Source organism: Pseudomonas sp. GL-B-26, from assembly GCF_019947405.1.
Taxonomy (GTDB): domain Bacteria; phylum Pseudomonadota; class Gammaproteobacteria; order Pseudomonadales; family Pseudomonadaceae; genus Aquipseudomonas.
In genome coordinates this window covers 1-18,066 of record NZ_JAGYGJ010000016.1, presented here as the reverse complement: position 1 = coordinate 18,066, position 18,066 = coordinate 1, and the positions used below count along the sequence as shown (strand labels likewise).

At 59.9% G+C, this 18,066-nt stretch carries 15 protein-coding genes; 3 read left to right on the top strand and 12 right to left on the bottom strand.

The window, feature by feature from the left end; translation table 11 throughout:
- Positions 1-25: 25 nt before the first annotated feature.
- From KGB23_RS12665 to KGB23_RS12655, 3 genes are all read right to left on the bottom strand, one after another.
- On the bottom strand, positions 26-2,305 hold the full coding sequence (locus tag KGB23_RS12665) for an autotransporter domain-containing protein (protein ID WP_223431315.1): 2,280 nt from the start codon (positions 2,303-2,305) through the stop codon (positions 26-28).
- Between the two features lie 221 nt (positions 2,306-2,526).
- Entirely contained in the window at positions 2,527-3,363 is an 837-nt protein-coding gene (locus tag KGB23_RS12660; RefSeq protein WP_046044976.1) for an amino acid ABC transporter permease, read from the bottom strand.
- Complete coding sequence (locus KGB23_RS12655; protein WP_033059249.1) at positions 3,360-4,181, bottom strand: ABC transporter substrate-binding protein; 822 nt, start codon at positions 4,179-4,181, stop codon at positions 3,360-3,362. Before KGB23_RS12655 ends, KGB23_RS12660 begins: the two co-directional genes overlap by 4 nt.
- Before the next feature lie 112 nt (positions 4,182-4,293).
- Here KGB23_RS12655 and KGB23_RS12650 point away from each other — a divergent pair, with 112 nt between their 5' ends.
- On the top strand, positions 4,294-5,193 hold the full coding sequence (locus KGB23_RS12650; protein WP_223431314.1) for a homocysteine S-methyltransferase family protein: 900 nt from the start codon (positions 4,294-4,296) through the stop codon (positions 5,191-5,193).
- A gap of 133 nt (positions 5,194-5,326) precedes the next feature.
- On the opposite strand, the gene KGB23_RS12645 is transcribed toward KGB23_RS12650, so the two are convergent.
- The 3 genes from KGB23_RS12645 to KGB23_RS12635 are packed head-to-tail and all read right to left on the bottom strand — an operon-like array spanning position 5,327 to position 7,095.
- Complete coding sequence (locus tag KGB23_RS12645) at positions 5,327-5,998, bottom strand: GNAT family N-acetyltransferase (RefSeq protein WP_223431313.1); 672 nt, start codon at positions 5,996-5,998, stop codon at positions 5,327-5,329.
- A 17-nt stretch (positions 5,999-6,015) separates the two neighbouring features.
- Positions 6,016-6,462, bottom strand: coding sequence for a GNAT family N-acetyltransferase (locus KGB23_RS12640; protein WP_223431312.1), 447 nt, complete (start codon positions 6,460-6,462; stop codon positions 6,016-6,018).
- A gap of 9 nt (positions 6,463-6,471) precedes the next feature.
- Positions 6,472-7,095 carry an FMN-binding negative transcriptional regulator gene (locus tag KGB23_RS12635; protein WP_223431311.1) on the bottom strand — a complete coding sequence of 208 codons (624 nt, stop codon included), beginning with the start codon at positions 7,093-7,095 and terminating at the stop codon, positions 6,472-6,474.
- Positions 7,096-7,185: 90 nt separating this feature from the next.
- Here KGB23_RS12635 and KGB23_RS12630 point away from each other — a divergent pair, with 90 nt between their 5' ends.
- Entirely contained in the window at positions 7,186-8,736 is a 1,551-nt protein-coding gene (locus tag KGB23_RS12630; RefSeq protein ID WP_223431310.1) for a PLP-dependent aminotransferase family protein, read from the top strand.
- 22 nt (positions 8,737-8,758) lie between these two features.
- Here the strand turns inward: KGB23_RS12630 and KGB23_RS12625 are convergent, their stop codons facing one another.
- The 6 genes from KGB23_RS12625 to aspA all read right to left on the bottom strand — a co-directional run bounded on the left by KGB23_RS12625 (position 8,759) and on the right by aspA (position 16,879).
- Positions 8,759-9,874, bottom strand: a complete 1,116-nt coding sequence (locus KGB23_RS12625; protein WP_223431309.1) for a polyamine ABC transporter substrate-binding protein — start codon at positions 9,872-9,874, stop codon at positions 8,759-8,761.
- A 12-nt stretch (positions 9,875-9,886) separates the two neighbouring features.
- Positions 9,887-10,918 (bottom strand): histone deacetylase family protein, encoded by a 1,032-nt coding sequence (locus KGB23_RS12620; RefSeq protein WP_046044984.1) that lies wholly within the window; start codon positions 10,916-10,918, stop codon positions 9,887-9,889.
- A gap of 278 nt (positions 10,919-11,196) precedes the next feature.
- Positions 11,197-12,189: an AraC family transcriptional regulator gene (locus KGB23_RS12615; protein WP_223431308.1), complete on the bottom strand. Its 993-nt coding sequence runs from the start codon at positions 12,187-12,189 to the stop codon at positions 11,197-11,199.
- A gap of 165 nt (positions 12,190-12,354) precedes the next feature.
- Positions 12,355-13,359 carry an asparaginase gene (locus KGB23_RS12610; protein WP_223431307.1) on the bottom strand — a complete coding sequence of 335 codons (1,005 nt, stop codon included), beginning with the start codon at positions 13,357-13,359 and terminating at the stop codon, positions 12,355-12,357.
- A 143-nt stretch (positions 13,360-13,502) separates the two neighbouring features.
- Entirely contained in the window at positions 13,503-14,951 is a 1,449-nt protein-coding gene (locus KGB23_RS12605) for an alanine/glycine:cation symporter family protein (protein WP_223431306.1), read from the bottom strand.
- Positions 14,952-15,454: 503 nt separating this feature from the next.
- A complete protein-coding gene (gene aspA / locus KGB23_RS12600) occupies positions 15,455-16,879 on the bottom strand; it encodes an aspartate ammonia-lyase (RefSeq protein ID WP_033059267.1) in 1,425 nt (474 codons plus the stop codon).
- 180 nt (positions 16,880-17,059) lie between these two features.
- Here aspA and KGB23_RS12595 point away from each other — a divergent pair, with 180 nt between their 5' ends.
- Positions 17,060-17,977 (top strand): LysR substrate-binding domain-containing protein, encoded by a 918-nt coding sequence (locus KGB23_RS12595; RefSeq protein WP_046053897.1) that lies wholly within the window; start codon positions 17,060-17,062, stop codon positions 17,975-17,977.
- Positions 17,978-18,066 lie beyond the last annotated feature (89 nt).

Here is an 18,066-nt window from a genome sequence, read left to right as displayed (position 1 = left end):
TTTTTTCGCCCCGGGTTTGTGGCTGTTAGAAACTCATTCGCCACTGACCCGTGACGCCGTGGTTTCGGCTGTCGGTGCCGATCTCGCCAGTGAGGCCGACGCCCAGGGTGTGTTTTGCTGACAATCCAAGGTCCAGCCCTGCATCGACCAACAGACTGTCACGATCCAGTTGCGCACCGGCAACGGTGAAGTTTTTTCCGCCCGTCACCAATCGTTGGCGGGTATCGCTGTAGACGTCCCCGTAAGTGTGTTTCCAGCCGGCACTGAACCGCGGCGTCAGTTGCATGCCGTTATCCAGCGTGTTGAGCTTCGCCAGCCGCAGGCCGAATGCGCTGTTCAAATTGTTCTGCGTTTGACCGTGTACCTTCAGTGCCGCGGCGCCACCTTTTTCTGTGTAAGTGTCGCGCTGATAACGTTGGTAGCCCAGGCTGGCAAACGGCTCGATGCTGACGTTCGCCCGTCCCAGGTTGTAACCCAATTCCGCAAAGGCCTGCTGGGTGTTGGCATCGTAACGGCCTTCGGGGCGGTCGCTGAAACCTTTGAAGGCAACCCGGCGTTTAGTGCTGCCGTCGTGGCTGCTATAGGTCGCGCCCAGGCGCAGGGACATTGGTCCGTTTTGACGTAGGGCATAAGCTCCCAAATGCCAGCTGTCGAGATCGCCGTCGAGTCCGCGGCTGTCCAGGCGCGTTTCGGATTTGCCGCTCATCACCCCGATGCGCCAGTCCTCCTCGATGCCCCAATCCGCTCCCAGTACCAGGCCGTGGGTTGTGTGTTTCAGAGCGTCGTAATCGCGATCCAGCGTCCCGCCGTGACCCAATGCTTGAAGCCAGACTCGGCCATTGTCTTCGCTGCCGGCGGCCAGGCGTGGTGCATTGCGCCTGGTGGATTTGCTGTAGCTACTGGCGCTGTCCAGCTGACGCATCGCCGAGAGCATGGTCGCGCTGATTGGGCTGTCACTGTTCAGGGTCGCTTTCGCAAGGTTGGCGTTCTGGCCGCCAGCCAGCTGTTCGATGGCAACAGATGCCGTTTGTATGTCAGCGCTGAGCAGGACTGCGACAGCAGCGTTTGTGGGGCTGGATGCCTTTGGCACTGTGGCGACGGAATTGGTAGCTGGGGGTGGAGTTGAGGCTGTGACGGGCTGGTCGGTGGTAGGTGGTATTGCGGCTGTCGAAGGTTTTTCAGCGGTGGTTGTCGGTGTGGAGACCGGAACGGATGTGTCGGCACTTGCAGGTGGATTCGGAGTTTCAGCGACGGAGGGGGCTTGTGCTATGTCCATTGGCTCTTCAATGCTTTGGGCTACTTCCTTCCCGTTATCCGTGGTTGCGACACTCTCGATCGTCACATCGTTACGGACGAAGATCAGGTCGACAGTCTTTTCTTCGTATTTGAGCTTGGGCGTTAAAAAGGCAAGGTTGTTGAGGACTTTCCCAAATTCCCCTTCGACTTTATTGGCAATAAGGATGTTGTTTTCGCTGATTAGCGGGTAGTCGCCCGGTGCTGCAACGATGTTCAGTGTGGCACCTCCAAGGTTGGCGGTTCCATCGACTAATATCGTTTCACTTTTGCGGTGGGCATTGACCTCGTAGGTTAGCTCGGCAGTTTTTGAGAGATCCAAGTTACCTTTAACTTTCGGTGCGCCGTGCAAACCGTCGACAGAAAGCTTTCCGTTTACCGTCAGGGAACCCGTTACACCGTTGCCCGCAAAAGCACCTTTTTCATTGATAACGACGTCACCGTCGATAGTTCCTGGGTTGTTCAGGGTGCCTCCTGATTGCACGGTCGCGCCGCCGCCAATCTTTCCGTTGTTGACAAGCGTTCCTTGGGTCAACGCCCCACCCTGGATTTGTCCATTATTTATTAGCGTTGCTTTTGGACGTATCAGGACACCGGTATTGAAATCACCGGAACCATTCATGGTCCAAGTGCTTCGTTTGAGTTCCAAGCCTTCAAAACGACGACTCTCGCCTAACGTGCCACCGCTCGCGGTATCGAGTTGCAGGAAGTTGACACCGTCACCGCCGTCGATAAATCCGGAAAGGACGCCGCGGCCGGACACAATGACCAGATCATCTCCATCGCCGAATGTCCGATCAGTACCATCCGCTGCTCTGTTGATGGGATTCTTGAGGGTGTCTGGATCATTTATAAATGCGTCCAGCGCCGCTATGAGCTGCTCCGGCGTTGCACCCGAAGGAATGGTGTCATCGATGGATACTTGCTGGGCAAGCGAAATTTCAGCGCAACCCAGCGCAAGCGCAATGGCCAGCGCCAGGTGTTTTGGACGGTATTTGTGTTGAACGGGCATCGAGTACGGCCTCTTTTGACAGGAGGCCAAACTCTAAGAGAGAGGCTATAGGTACCGATGTCAGCTGCTTCCCGCAGGCTTGCGGGGGTTGTCAGAAGGTTGTGTAGAAAATTGCCAGCCTAATGAGGAAGGTTGTTTTTACCCGTTCGGGCTGACGCTTTTTCTTACAACAAATCGAGACATGGTCGGCTATCGCAACTCGGAAACTCATCTGCCTTTCGCTAACTACGGCTCAAATACGCCTTCCCATAATGCCGCTCCATCCTCGCCTGAATCAGCTCCAACCCGATCGACATCACCCAATAAATCACCGCCGCCGTCGTCAGCATTTCGATGTAGCGATAGCTCGACCGTCCATACGATTGCGCCAGAAACATCACCTCCCAAACCCCCATCACCGAGATCAGCGACGAGTCTTTGAGCATCGAGATGAATTGGTTGGTGGTTGGCGGGATGATGGTGCGCATGGCCTGGGGCAGGGTGACGCGCCAGAAGATCACGGTTTCGCGCATGCCCAGGGCCAGGGACGCTTCGCGTTGGCCGTGGGGGACGCCGAGGATGCCGGCGCGGAAGATTTCGCTAAGGTACGCGCCGTAGTTGAGCGACAGGGCGATGATGCCGGCGGCGATGGCGCCGGGCACGATGCCGAGTTGTGGCAGGCCGAGGTAGATCAGCAGAATCTGGATCAGCAGCGGTGTGCCACGAAAGAATGAGGCATAGAAGCTTGCGATTCCGAAGGCCACTGCGCTTTTCGACAGCCGCGCCAGGGCGGTGATGAAGCCCAGCAGCGAGGAGGTCACGATCGAGCACAGGCACAAGAACAACGTCAGCGCCGCACCCTGCAAAAAGCCGTTGGGTGCCAAGTGCAGACCGATCAGGTTCGGTAGTTTGTCGAGGATGATCGAGAACTTCAGGTCGAAGCTCAGGAAGAAGCTGGCGAACAACCCGAGCATCGCTGCCCACGTCAGGTACAGCCGCGTGCGGAAACCGAAGATCCGTTGCAATAGCGACTCAGCCACCGGTTGTGGCGGCTGAGGAGGTTTGGGGAAAGAAGTCATTTGCTGATGTCGGCGCCGATCCATTTCTGCGAGAGCTTGCTCAGGGTGCCGTCCTGTTTGAGCTGAGCGAAGACGTCACGCACTTTGGCGTCCCACTGGGCATCGCCTTTTTCAATGGCCACCGAGTTCGGCTCCGAGTACAGCGGCTCGCCGGCGAGCTTGAAGCGTTTGTCTTCGGTCAGGCGCGGTTGGGCGGTGACAAGGTTGGTGAGGATCGCATCCAGCCTCACGCCAGCGCCCAGGCCCAGGTCCTGGAATGCCACGTTGTCAGTGTCATACGGCGCGATCTGCACGTCCTCGAACGGGTACTGCAATTGAGTGTCTTCGGCGCCTTCGATCACCAGGTTTTTGTTCAGGTAGCTTTCATAGCTGGAGGCGCTGGTGAGGCCGACTTTCTTGCCACTCAGGTCTTTGGCACTGTGGATGCTGTCGTCCTTGGCGTTGACCACGATCACCGCTGGCGAGGCGTAGTACTCGACCGGGAAGTCGAAGACCTCGGCGCGGGCCTTGCTCGGGGTCATGGAGCAGATGCAGATGTCGTAGCGACCACTCCAGCGGCCGGCGGCGATCACGTCCCAGGACGGGGTTTCGAGGCGCAGTTTGACGCCCAGTTTGTCTGCCACGGCCTTGGCCACGTCGACGTCGAATCCGTCGAGCTGGTTCTGATCATTGAGGAACGAGAAGGGTGGATAGCTTTCCATCAACACGCCCACGAGCTCTTTCTTTTTTTCGACGCGATCCAGCGTGGCGCCGCCAAAGGCTTGGGTGGAGGCAGCGAGAATCGTCAGGCCGAGGGCCAGGAGTGGTTGGAATTTCACAGTCGATCCCTGATAAAAAAGAGGTTGTTATTAACCGGATGGTGCGTATTAAATAGTTATAAGAACGACTCTGATAGTGAGTTATTTTCATAAGCTTATGAGTGAAAAGCATATGGGTGCAGCAAGCACAGTAATTCTGGATGGCGGCATGGGTCGCGAGCTGCAACGCCGAGGTGCGCCGTTCAGGCAGCCCGAGTGGTCGGCGCTGGCCTTGAGCGAAGCGCCGCAAGCGGTAGAGGCGGTGCACACGGCTTATATCGAAAGCGGTGCCAACGTGATCACCAGCAACAGTTACGCGGTGGTGCCGTTTCATATTGGCGAAGAGCGTTTTGCAGCAGAAGGGCAGGCGCTCGCGGCGTTGGCCGGTGAGCTGGCTCGGCGCGCGGTAGAGGCTTCCGGCAAAGTGGTGCGTGTGGCCGGTTCATTGCCGCCGCTGTTTGGGTCCTATCGCCCGGACCTTTTCGACGCTGCTCGGGCGGCCGAATTGTTGGCGCCGCTGGTGAAGGGTCTGGCACCTCATGTCGATCTGTGGCTGGCAGAAACCCAGAGTTCGATCGTTGAAGCGCGAGCGATCCATGCCGGTCTGCCAACGGACGGCAAGCCGTTCTGGCTGTCGTTTACCCTGAAGGATGAGGACACGGACGAAGTGCCGCGCTTGCGTTCGGGCGAGCCTGTGGCTGACGCCGCAGCCGTGGCGGCTGAGCTGGGCGTCGAGACGTTGCTGTTCAACTGCAGCCAGCCGGAAGTGATCGGTGCCGCGATTGATGCCGCGCGGGAAACCTTCGAGCGTTTAGGGGTGAAGATTCACATCGGTGCGTACGCCAATGCCTTCCCGCCGCAACCGAAAGAGGCCACGGCCAATGACGGTCTGGACCCGTTGCGTGAAGACCTTGATCCGCCGGGTTACTTGCAGTGGGCGGCGGATTGGAAAAAACGCGGCGCCAGTCATTTGGGCGGTTGCTGCGGGATCGGGCCGGAGCATATTGCAGTGTTAGCCCAGAAATTAGCGTGAAGCCATTCGCGAGCAAGCCCGCTCCCACAGGGTTTTGGATTGACCACAAAATTGTGATCCACCCCAATCCAGTGTGGGAGCGGGCTTGCTCCGGGCGGCGTTCCGACGAAGGCGTCCGTTCAGGCGCTGAAGATTACCCGCGGCACTCCGCCAGGGTTTTCACCTGCCCCGAATCCGTCTGGTTCTCATCGGACAGCCAGCGCTCAAACCCCGCCCCGATCGCCGGCCATTCCGAGTCCAGAATCGAATACCACGCCGTGTCCCGATTCTGACCCTTGACCACCATGTGCTGGCGAAACACGCCTTCAAAACTGAACCCCAGCCGCTCGGCCGCATATTTGGAGCGGGCGTTGCCGTTGTTGCACTTCCACTCCAGACGGCGATAACCCAGCGCAAAGGATTCCTTGGCCAGCAAATAAACCGCCTCGGTGCTTTTCGGCGAGCGCTGCATCGGCGCTCCGAAAGTGACATGGCCGATCTCGATCCGACCTTGTGAAGGAACAATCGACATCAAACTGAGGATGCCCTGCACATCACCGCTGGCTCGGTCGATCACGCTGAAGAAGTACGGGTCGCTGTTGGCCGCATGATTGTTCAGCCAATCGTTGAACACGCTGCGCTCCGGGAAAGGACCATAAGGCAAATAGTCCCAGAGTTTCGGGTCGGCACCCGGGCCTTGCAGAGCCTCCCACAAACCGTCAGCGTGACGCGCCGGGTCGAGTTTTTCCAAGCGGATGAAACGCCCTTCGAGGGTTTGTACCGACGGTGCCGGAACGCCTTTCCAGTCGGCAAGTGAAGTCGACATGTTGCTCTCCTTGAACCTTAAATGGCTTTGCGAAACTGGATGAAACCGGGGCGTTCGGCGATGCGCTCGTAGAGCTGGATCGCGGTGGCGTTGGTTTCGTGGGTCAGCCAGTGGACCTTGCAGCAACCGTCCTCTTTGGCTGTCGCGTAAACGAATTCGATCAACTGTCGGCCGACGCCAGTGCCGCGGGTCTCTGGTGTTACCAACAGGTCTTGCAGGTAGCAGGAGTTTTCGATGCTCCAGTTCGAACGATGGTAGATGAAGTGCACCATGCCCACCGCTTTGCCATCGGCCCAGGCCAGCGCGGCATGGGTCGGTTCGCTCGGGTCGAGCAGGCGCTGCCAGGTGCTTTGAGTTACGTCCTCAGGCAGTTCGGTGTTGTAGAAACGCAGGTACGCTTGCCACAAGGGCAACCAGGCGGCGTGGTCGTCGTCGGTGACCTGGCGGATGTCGATCTGACTCATGTTCGTTCCTTAACGCATCAAGTGGGCGAGGGCCTGGTCGTGCACATCAGGGCTGGCAGCAAGCCCCTCGCGCACACCGGCGATGTCTGCAGCGTTGCGGTTCTGGCTGAGCTTGCGCTTGCCTTCCAGGCGCTGGATAGGCAAGGCAAAACCGACGATGGCCTTGAGCATCCCGTCAATGTAGTCGGCGGGGGCATCGGCGACTTTCCATGGACTGGCGCGACCCGCTTCATGACGATCAGTCAGCGCGCTGACCAGCGTGCGCAGGCGATCGGCATCGGTGAACACTTCGGCCGTGCCGTACGCGTGCACGGCGACGTAGTTCCAGGTCGGCACCACTTTGCCGTGCTCGGCTTTGCTCGGGTAAAACCCCGGGCTGACGTAAGCGTCGGCACCAGCAAAAATCACCAGGGCTTCGGCGCCGTTCTGCAGTTCCTTCCATTGCGGATTGGCCTTGGCGAAGTGTCCGTAAAGGGTGCCATTCGGGCCCTGGTCTGAACTCAACAGCAGCGGCAAATGGCTGGCTTGCAGACCTTGTTCCCCGTGTGTGACCAACACAGCGAGGCGGGTGCCGAGTATCTGCTGGTGCAGTTCGTGCAAATCATCTATGGCAAAGCTGCTTGGCGTGTACATGGAGATTTTCCTTGGCGAATGCCTGCATCCTAGGCAGGCTAATGGTCTGTTGTAAGAGCCATTAACGACCAATTTCATAGGTCCATTGCCATGACCAGCGAGCCACTGTCCTTGTCATTCAACCCGGCGGGTATCGAACTCGATCGCCGTCAGGGTTTGAGTCGTCAGCTCTATCAGGCCTTGCGGGTGCGAGTGCTCGACGGTCGTCTGGCCAGCGGTACGCGATTACCGGCCAGTCGCGATCTGGCGGCGGCGTTGTCGATTTCCCGAAACAGCGTGGTCCGGGCCTACGATCAGCTCTACGCCGAGGGCTTTATTGAAGGGCGCGTGGGTGATGGGACGTATGTCGCGCAATTGCCTCAATCAGTGTTGCCGGTGAAAAAACTATCCACAAAAGTATCCACAGGGTTGTCAACAGGGTTACCCACAGCCTTATCCACAAATTGGCTGGATTTACCTGTGGTTTCATCCAGCAAAGTTATCCACAGCGGCGCATTGGGGCGGGTTGAAAGGAACCACCTGGCCCTTCCTCCCGTCGGTCCACCTCGTGCATTTCGCGTGGGTGTTCCGGCGTTTGATCTGTTCCCTTTCGAGGTCTGGGCCAAGCTGAATGCGGCTTTCTGGCGTAAACCGGATCTTCAGCAGCTGTGTTACGGCGATCCGGCGGGCGACGCGCGCTTGCGCGGCCTGATTGCCGCGTATTTGCGCAGCTCCCGGGGGATGCAGTGCACGGCTGAGCAAATAGTGATCACCAGTGGCGCACAGCAGGGGATTAGCCTTTGTGCACAGCTGCTGGTAGAGCCGGGCGATGGCGTGGCGATCGAGAATCCGGGGTATCGGGCGGCGGGTCATGCGTTCGCCGTGGCCGGTGCGCGATTGCACGGGGTGGCGGTAGACAGCGAGGGTATCGACTACAGCGAGTTGAATGGGCTCAGCGATTGTCGATTGGCCTATGTCACGCCGTCGCATCAGTACCCGACCGGGGTGGTGATGAGTCTGGCGCGGCGGCTGGAGTTGTTAGCCTGGGCCGAGCGAACCGAGGGATGGATCGTCGAGGATGATTACGATGGCGAGTATCGTTACAGCGGCGCGCCACTGGCACCGCTGGCTGCGCTTGATCGTCACGGGCGGGTGCTCTACGTCGGCACGTTCGGCAAAGTGGCTTTCCCGGCATTGCGCCTGGGCTATCTGGTGCTGCCACCGGCATTGGTGGACGCTTTCGCCCAGCGTCGCGCGGTCGATGTGCGGCATTCCGAGGTGAGTACCCAGGCCGTCATGGCCGAGTTCATGGCGGCCGGGCATTTCCAGCGGCACATTCGCCGCATGCGCCGCGCTGCGTTGAGTCGCCGCAATACGCTTCTGGCCAACTGGCCTTCGGATATTCCAGGGGTGGGCAGCCTGCCGAGTGTGGCGGCAGGGCTGCACCTGACGGTGGCGATCGACACTCAGGCCCGCGAACGCGAACTGATTGAAGCCGCCGCCAGCGTCGATGTCGAGATCAACGGCCTGAGCAGTTACTGGCTACCGGATTCGACAAACACTGTGGATCAACGCGCCGGGCTGGTGCTGGGCTTTGCGGCGGTGCCCGAGGCGGCGATCAGCGCAGCGCTCGGGCGATTGCAAAAGGCCTGGCGTCCCTGAGGTCGAAGACTTCAGTCAGGTTTCAGGTCCCGGACTTGATCTTGGTCCAGGCCCGGGTCCGTGCCCGTTCGGCGTCACGGGGCAGCGGTTGCAGGGTGTAAAGCGTGCTCATCGCCGTTTCGGTCGGGTACAGATTCGGGTTGTTGCGGATCGCCGGGTCGACCATTTCGGTGGCGTCCTTGTTCGGGTTCGGGTAGCCGACGAAGTCGCTGACCGGTGCAATCACCTGCGGCTGCAACAAGTAGTTGATGAAGGTGTAGGCGTCTTCCGGGTTTTTCGCGCCTTTGGGGATCGAGAGCATGTCGAACCAGATCGGCGCACCTTCTTTAGGCAGGCGCATGTCGACGATCACGCCGTTCTTGGCTTCCTTGGCACGGTTCGCTGCCTGGGAGAAGCTGCCGGAATAACCGACCGCGACGCAGATGTCACCGTTGGCGATGTCGGCCATGTACTTCGAGGAATGGAAGTAGGTGACGTACGGACGGATCTTCATCAACAGCGCTTCAGCCTTTTCGTAGTCCGCCGGTTTCTTGCTGTTGGGGTCCAGGCCGAGGTGTTGCAGGGCCAGTGGAAGGATCTCTGACGGCGAGTCGAGCAGGGCCACGCCGCACTGCTTGAGCTTGCTGATGTTCTCTTCCTTGAAGATCAGGTCCCAGCTGTCCACCGGTGCGTTGTCACCCAGTGCTGCCTTGATCTTGTCCGGGTTGAAGCCGATCAGGATGGTCCCGTACATGTACGGCACGGCAAATTTGTTGCCCGGATCGTTGGCTTCGATCAGCTTCATCAGTTTGGGATCGAGGTGGTTCCAGTTCGGCAGTTTGCTGCGATCCAGTGGCTGGAAAACGCCGGCCTCGATCTGCTTGGCGAGAAATACGTTGGACGGCACGACCACGTCATAGCCGGAGTTGCCGGTCAGCAACTTGGCCTCCAGCGCTTCGTTGGTGTCGAAGATGTCGTAGACCAGTTTGGTCTGGGTGTTCTGGGCCTTGAAGTCTTCCAGCGCTTTGGGGGTGATGTAGTCGAACCAGTTGTAGACGCGCAACGTTCGCTCTTCGGCGTGGACAGCACCACTGAGTACCGTGGCGCACAGCACTGTGGGGAAGAGTGCTGGCGCGATAAAACGCTTGAGACTTTTCATTGTTCTAATTCCTCATTGGGCGCTTTCAAAACCTTCAAGAACGTTCACGGCATTGATGCCGATTTCTTCTACCGCGTAGCCGCCTTCCATCACGAACAGCGTCGGCTTGCCGAGGCCCGCGATGCGTGCGCCCATGGCCAGGTAATCCGGGCTGTCGAGCTTGAACTGGGAGATCGGATCGTCCTTGAACGTATCGACGCCCAGGGAGACGACGACGATATCGGCGCCGTACTTTTCGATCTCTTTGCAGGCTTGTTCCAGCGCGGCGCTCCAGCTGTCCCAACCGCTCCCGGCCGGCAAAGGGTAGTTGAAGTTGAAGCCTTCGCCGGCCCCTTCGCCCAGCTCATCTTCATAGCCGAGGAAGAACGGGAACTCGGCTTCCGGATGCCCGTGGATCGAGGTGAACAGCACGTCGCTGCGTTCGTAGAAAATCGATTGAGTGCCGTTGCCGTGGTGGTAGTCGACGTCGAGGATCGCGACTTTTTTGTGGCCCTGATCGAGGAACGCCTGCGCAGCGATGGCGGCATTGTTGAGGTAGCAATAACCGCCCATCAAATCGCTGGCGGCGTGGTGTCCCGGTGGACGGCATAAAGCGAAGGCACTGCGGGCGCCGCGTTGAATGACAGCTTGAGCGGTCAACGCGACTTGCGCCGCGCTGTATGCCGCTTGCCAGGTGCCGGCGGTAATCGGCGCGCCACCGTCGAAGCTGTAATAGCCGAGTTGGCCGTGCAGGCTGGTGGGGATGATCCGGCGCAGGGTGCGGGCCGGCCAGGTGTAGGGCAGCAAGTCGCCGTCGGTACCGAATTCGGTCCAGCGCGCCCAGGCACCTTTGAAGAAGTCGAGATAATCGCGGCTGTGGATGCGCGCGATCGGGTCGAGGCCGAAATCCTGGGGCGCCTCTACAGGGCCCAGATCGCGGTACTGCACGCGCTGCAGAACATGGTCGGCTCGCGAAGGCATTTCGAAGCAGGGCATCAGTTGCCCGTCCATCAATTCACAACGGCCGTGGTGCAGGTGGTGATCGTCCGAGTAGATCGTCAGCATTTCTTGTTCTCCGCAGGCTGATTCGGTTGAACACAGTCTTGCGGCGCGCGGCGTTTGAGAGAACGGCAGGAAAGGCCAAAAGGGGATCGATATGGCCAAAAGAATTGACCGGAATTCGCCCCTCTGTGGCGAGGGAGCTTGCTCCCGCTCGGCTGCGCAGCAGTCGCAACCCGGCAAATGCTATCTGAAGGGAGGAATGCGGTGTTTGGTTTGGGCCTGCTGCGCAGACCAGCGGGACGGTGCGGCGATCCGACAAGCTCCCTCGCCACAGGGGCGGGTCAGGGTCGGAACTGACTCGGCGCCACACCGCTCCAGCGCACAAACGCATGACGGAAACTCGCGGTCTCGCTGAAACCCAATGCTTCGGCGATTTGATAGATCGGCAGTTGGTCCTCGCAGAGCATGCGTTTGGCCTGCTCGAACCGTAGTTCATCAAGCAATTCTTGATAGCTGCAACCCAGGTCATTCAGGTGCCGACGCAAGGTGCGCGCCGAGCAATTCATCTGTTCGGCCAAACCTTCGAGGCCGGGCGCCGCATTCAACTGCGCGCCGAGTAGTTGGCGGATTCGTCCCAGCCACACCTGGCGACCCGTGAACTCGGTGTTCTGTTTGCGGCAGCGTTCGGCCATGGCTTGATGGGTGATGGCGTCGGCCAGAGGCAGGGGGTGCTCCAGCCAGGCTTTGTTGAAGGCAAAGGCGTTGGACGCAGCGTCGAACTGCAAAGGGCAATCGAAACGTTCGGTGTAGCGTGCCTGATAGTCCGGTGCCGGGTATTCGAAGCGGGCGCCAAGCAGCGGCAACGGTTGGCCGAGCAGGTCTTCACAAGTGACCTTCATCGAAACCAGGCAAAACTCGACATTGAATGGCGCCAGCGCAGGGTTTTCCCGATAGTCGCCAGCGGTGAGCCAGATGCGCTCGTTATCCTCTTCCAGGCTCAACTCGAACAGTGTTCCTAATAGCGCCGGATAGTGCAGTGCCAGCCGCAAGGCGTCACCTAAAGTGGCGCTGGTGAGTAAGGCGTACCCGAGCATGCCGTAGGACGAAACATGCATTCGCCGGCCCAATTCCAGGCCGATGTCACGCTTGAGCGCGACGGCGTTGGCGCAGACCTGCATCTCCTGATTGGTGGTGATGCGCGTGTCCGCCCGGCTCAAATCCGCCGCACTGATGCCGCTGCCGGCCAGCAAGGCTTCGCTGGGCAGCCCCTGGTCCTTGAAAGCGCTGAGCACCAAAGAGACGGCGTTGAGGGTGGTGAGGTGGGAGTGGAGCATGGGGTGTTCCAGCCTTGGGATGCTGGAACGCAGCAAGTTGTATGCCTGACGATGATCCCCTGTGGGAGCGAGCTTGCTCGCGATAGCGGTGGATCAGGCGACATTGATGCTGGATGATCTGCCGCCATCGCGAGCAAGCTCGCTCCCACAGTGTTTTGGGTGGTGTCAGATGATTTCGCCGCAGAGGTCGAGTTCTACAAGGCGTCGTACTTCATCGGTGTCGAGTCCTGCACCGAGCAGCGCGTGCAACTTGCCGAACGCCGCTTCCCGCGTCATCCCGCCACCGGACAACACGCCGACACCGCGCAACCGACTTCCTGCCTCGTAAACATCCAGCTCGACGCCACCTTCATGGCATTGGGTGACGGCTACAACCACAACACCCTTGTCCCGCGCCCGTTCCAGGCTGGCGAGGAACTCTGGATTGTCGCTCGGTCCGGTGCCGCTGCCGTAGCACTCCAGCACCAGGCCTTGAATGCCACTGTCGAGCAGGCCGTCCAGTATCTCGGCGCCGATGCCGGGGAACAGCGGTAGCACAGCGACTTTCGCCAATTGCTTGGGTTGGTTGTAGGTCAGCGGCGCCGGTATTGAAGAGGCTTTCTCACCGCCACCCTGACGCTCAAGACGCTTGAACGGATGACGACCGAAACTGCGCACCTTCGCGCAACGGGTCGGGTCCAGCAGTTCGCCGTGGAAGTACAGATGAACGCCCGGCGCAAGGCCGTGACCCAGGGCAACCAGCGCGCCACTGAGGTTTTCCCAGGCATCGCTGTCGGCTACGCCGGCCGGCAGCATGGAACCGGTGAACACCACGCGGGCATGCAGGCCGAGCAATTGAAAACTCATGGCCGCAGCGCTGTAGGCGAGGGTGTCGGTGCCGTGCAGGATCAGCACGCTGTCGCAACCCTGGACATCGACGGCGTCGACCACCGCTTCACGCAGTTGCTGCCAGTAAGCCGGGCTCATGTTGGCGCTGTCGATCAGCGGCGACATCTCGCGAAAGCGCCATTGCGGTACGACAAGGTCAGGCTGGCTGTGCAGATATTCGCGCATCCGGGCTTCGAAACCGGACGCCGGGGCCAGGCCGTGAGCACTGGCTTGCATTCCGATGGTGCCACCGGTGTAGAGCACCATGACGTGCTGGGCGGCAGGGAAGGTCGAGGAATTCATGGGGGGGCTCCGAGAACGATGACATTCCTAATGTGGGAGCGGGCTTGCTCGCGAAAGCGGTGTATCAGCCAACATCAATGTCGCCTGACACTCCCTCTTCGCGAGCAAGCCCGCTCCCACAGGGGATTGCGCACTTTAACCGATCAGCGTTGCGCTGCGGGTACGCCTTGCGACTCGGCTTCAGCCTTGGTGGCGGCTGGCGGATTGGCTGGCCAGGCTTTCAGGTCCAGGTCCAGATCCGGGAATTTGCTCGAATCGAACACGGGCGTCTTGATGCCGGCCGCGCGCTGGTCATCGTAGTCACGCAGGATGCGCATGCCGACTTTGAACAGCAGGAACAGCGCGATCAGGTTCACGAAAGCCAGCAGGGTCATGGTGATGTCGGCGAAGGCGAACACCGTGCCCAGGTTCTCGATTGCACCCCAGAAGATCAGCGCCAGTACCAATGCGCGGTAGCCGATCAGCGCCTTGCGGTTTTCACCGATCAGGAAGCGCAGGTTGCTCTCGCCCAGGTAGTAGTTGTAGAGGATCGAGGTGAACACGAACAACGACAGGGCCACGGAGATGAAGCTCCGGCCCCAGTCACCGACCACGGCGGCCAGGGAGTTCTGGGTCAGGGCAATACCGTCGCCTTCGAAGCCCGGGGTGTAGAAGCCCGAGAGCAGGATCAGCAACGCGGTGCAGGTGCAGATCACGAAGGTGTCGAGGAACACGCTGAACGCCTGAACCACGCCTTGTGACACCGGGTGTTCGACCGACGCGACTGCGGCCACGTTCGGCGCACTGCCCAGGCCTGCTTCGTTGGCGAACACGCCGCGCTTCACGCCCATGACGATGGCGCTGCCGATCAGGCCGCCGAAGGCCTGGTCGAGACCGAAGGCGCTTTTGACGATGGTCATCAGCATCGCTGGAACGTGGTCGAATTGCAGGACGATCACGTAGATGGTCACGCCGATGTACACCAGGGTTTTCACCGGCACCAGCAGGTCAGCGACCTTGGCGATGCGCTTGATCCCACCGATGAACACCAGACCCAGCAACACCGCCAGGGCCAGGCCGGTGTAAGTGGTGTCGAGGCCGAAAGCGTTGTTCAGCGAGTGGGTCACGGCGTGGGATTGCAGGCCGTTGAAGGCGAAGCCGAAGGTGATCAGCAGCAGGAACGCCATGATCATGCCCAGCCAGCGTTTCTGCAGGCCGTGCTGGATGTAGTAGGACGGGCCGCCACGGTACGTGCCGTCGGAGTCGCAGCGCTTGTAGAGCTGGCCGAGGGAGCATTCGAAGAAGCTGCTGGACATGCCGACCAGCGCGGTCACCCACATCCAGAACACCGCACCCGGACCACCCAAGGTTACGGCGATACCGACCCCGGCGATGTTACCCGCACCGACGCGGCCGGCGAGGCTGAGCATCAAGGCCTGGAACGAACTGAGTTGACCGGCACTGCTTTTCAGGCTGTCGCGGAACACCGCAAACATGTGGAAGAAGTGGCGCAATTGAACGAAACGCGAGCGGATCGTGAAGTAGCTACCGAGCCCGACAATGAGCACGATCAGTACTTTCCCTGAGAGGAAGTCGTTAATGACTTCGAGCATGGATTATTCCTCGCTGTTTTTTGTGTAGGCAAATGTTGGGCGGTCAGAAACATCGCGTTACACCGGATTGCGCGCGGCAAAACAGGTGAGGCGAAGGTTCGTCCCGATTTCATATTGCGGGTTTGTTATTAGTTCGGGTTTCGCATGGGTTTGGGCCTCGTTACCGACGACCGCTCACGCGAAGAGGGGCGGCACTATACCTATGAGCGTGCCGTCCGTCTGCACGGTTGTGGTGCATGAATCGAAACGAGGTGCTGCCAGGATCAAAAGATCGCAGCCTTCGGCAGCTCCTACAGGGTGTACATCAAATGCTGTAGGAGCTGCCGAAGGCTGCGATCTTTGCGGTGTCAGACATATTCGCTATCCGCAAAAGGGTTAAAAAAAAGGGCTTGGGGAATACATCCCCAAGCCCTCAAAAGGTGAGAGGTGTCTAGTCCCTCGACCTGGTGAGCGTGGCGCTTCGTGCTCTTCGTTAAAAGAGCAAGCGCCGGTGTTGCGTTCGGTTAAGCCTTCAGAGGCACCAGACGCGGAGCAATCATGTTTTCCGGGCGCAGGATGTCGGCGAGCATTTCGTCGTCGAGCAAGCCTTCTTCACGCACCAGTTCCAGCACGCCACGGCCGCTTTCGAGGGCGATACGGGCGATGCGGGTGGCGTTTTCATAGCCGATGTACGGGTTCAGTGCGGTGACCAGACCGATCGAGTGTTCGACCAGTTCACGGCAACGCTCTTCGTTGGCGGTGATGCCGACGATGCAGTGCTCGCGCAGCATGTCCATGGCGCGTTGCAGCAGGCGGATCGAGTCGAAGATCTTGAACGCGATCAGCGGCTCCATCACGTTCAGTTGCAGTTGGCCGCCTTCGGCTGCGATGGTCAGCGCCAGGTCGTTGCCGATGATCTGGAACGCCACCTGGTTAACCGCTTCCGGGATAACCGGGTTGACCTTGCCGGGCATGATCGAGCTGCCTGGCTGACGCGCTGGCAGGTTGATTTCGTTGATGCCGGTGCGTGGGCCGCTGGACAGCAGGCGCAGGTCGTTGCAGATCTTCGACAGCTTGACCGCGGTGCGCTTGAGCATGCCGGAGAACAGTACGAAGGCGCCCATGTCGGAGGTGGCTTCGATCAGGTCGGCGGCTGGAACCAGCGGTTGACCGCTGATCAGTGCCAGACGCTCAACGGCCAGGTGCTGGTAGCGCGGGTCGGCGTTGATGCCGGTACCGATCGCGGTGCCGCCCAGGTTCACTTCGGTCAGCAGTTCAGGTGCCAGTGTTTTCAGACGTGCCAGGTCTTCGCTCAATGTGGTGGCGAAGGCACGGAATTCTTGGCCCAGGGTCATCGGCACGGCGTCTTGCAGCTGGGTACGGCCCATCTTCAATACGTGGCTGAACTCAACACCCTTGGCGGCGAACGCCTGGATCAGGCTGTCGAGGCTGGCCAGCAGCGCGTCGTGACCCAGCAGCAGACCCAGACGGATCGCGGTCGGGTAGGCGTCGTTGGTCGACTGCGCCATGTTTACGTCGTTGTTCGGGTGCAGGTATTGGTATTCGCCCTTCTGGTGACCCATGGCCTCCAGCGCGATGTTGGCGATGACTTCGTTGGCATTCATGTTGGTTGAAGTGCCAGCGCCGCCTTGAATCATGTCCACCACGAACTCTTCGTGGAAATCGCCGCGGATCAAACGTGCACAGGCTTCGCTGATGGCAGCGTGCTTGGCTTCGCTCAGGTGACCCAGTTCGCGGTTGGCGTCAGCGGCGGCCTGTTTGACCATTGCCAGGCCGACAACAAGCTTCGGGTAATGCGAAATCGGAACGCCGGAGAGACGGAAGTTGTTCACCGCTCGCAGGGTCTGGATGCCGTAATACGCTTGAGCAGGTACTTCGAGTACGCCAAGCAGGTCTTTTTCTGTGCGGAAAGATGCAGCGGAGGACATGATAGAAATCATCTCGATATGGACCCGGTCTGTGCCGGAACACTGCAAATGCTAGGCTTGTGGAGAATTTTGGGCCAATGCTGTTAAACACTAGCCTATGCACATTCGGCATAATGCCCGTGTGACGCCGTGTCTGCGGCGAGCGTGTGACCTAAATTGGTGCGTGTCCGGGAGGCCGTGATGAACCTTGAAAGTAAATGGCTGGAGGACTTTAGTGCTCTGGCCGCCACCCGCAGCTTCTCCCAGGCTGCCGAACGACGCTTCGTGACTCAGCCGGCGTTCAGTCGACGGATCCGCAGCCTTGAAGCCGCGCTGGGGCTGACCCTGGTCAATCGCTCGCGCACGCCGATCGAGCTGACGGCGGCGGGGCAGTTGTTTCTGGTCACCGCGCGGACGGTGGTCGAGCAGCTCGGTGAAGTGTTGCGTCACCTTCATCACCTGGAAGGCGGGCAGGGCGAGGTGATGCAGGTCGCCGCCGCTCACTCCCTGGCGTTGGGGTTCTTCCCGCGCTGGATCGCGCAGTTGCGTAACGAAGGCCTGAACATCGCGACGCGCCTGGTGGCAACCAACGTCGGTGATGCCGTGCATGCCCTGCGTGAAGGCGGTTGCGATCTTATGCTGGCGTTCTACGACCCGGATGCCGCGATGCAGATGGACCCGGAAATCTTCCCGTCGCTGCACCTTGGCGACACTGAAATGCTTCCGGTCTGCGCGGCGGACGCCGAGGGCAAACCACTGTTCGATCTGGAAGGCGAAGGCAGTGTGCCGCTGCTCGCCTACAGCGCCGGTGCATTTCTCGGGCGTTCGGTGAACATGCTGCTGCGCCAGCGTGCGCTGCGGTTCACCACTATCTATGAGACGGCCATGGCCGACAGCCTTAAAAGCATGGCGCTGGAAGGATTGGGCATTGCCTGGGTGCCGCGGCTCAGCGTGCGTGCCGAACTGGCTCGTGGTGAACTTGTGGTTTGCGGCGGCCCGCAATGGCATGTGCCGCTGGAGATTCGCCTGTACCGCTGCGCGTTGGTGCGCAAGGCGAACGTGCGGTTGCTGTGGCGCAAGCTCGAGGGCGGCGCCGCCCAAGGCACAACCGGTTCCTGAGACCGCTGAAGACTAAATGTGGGAGCGGGCTTGCTCGCGAAAGCGGTGGGTCAGACAACATTGATATCGACTGACCCACCGCTTTCGCG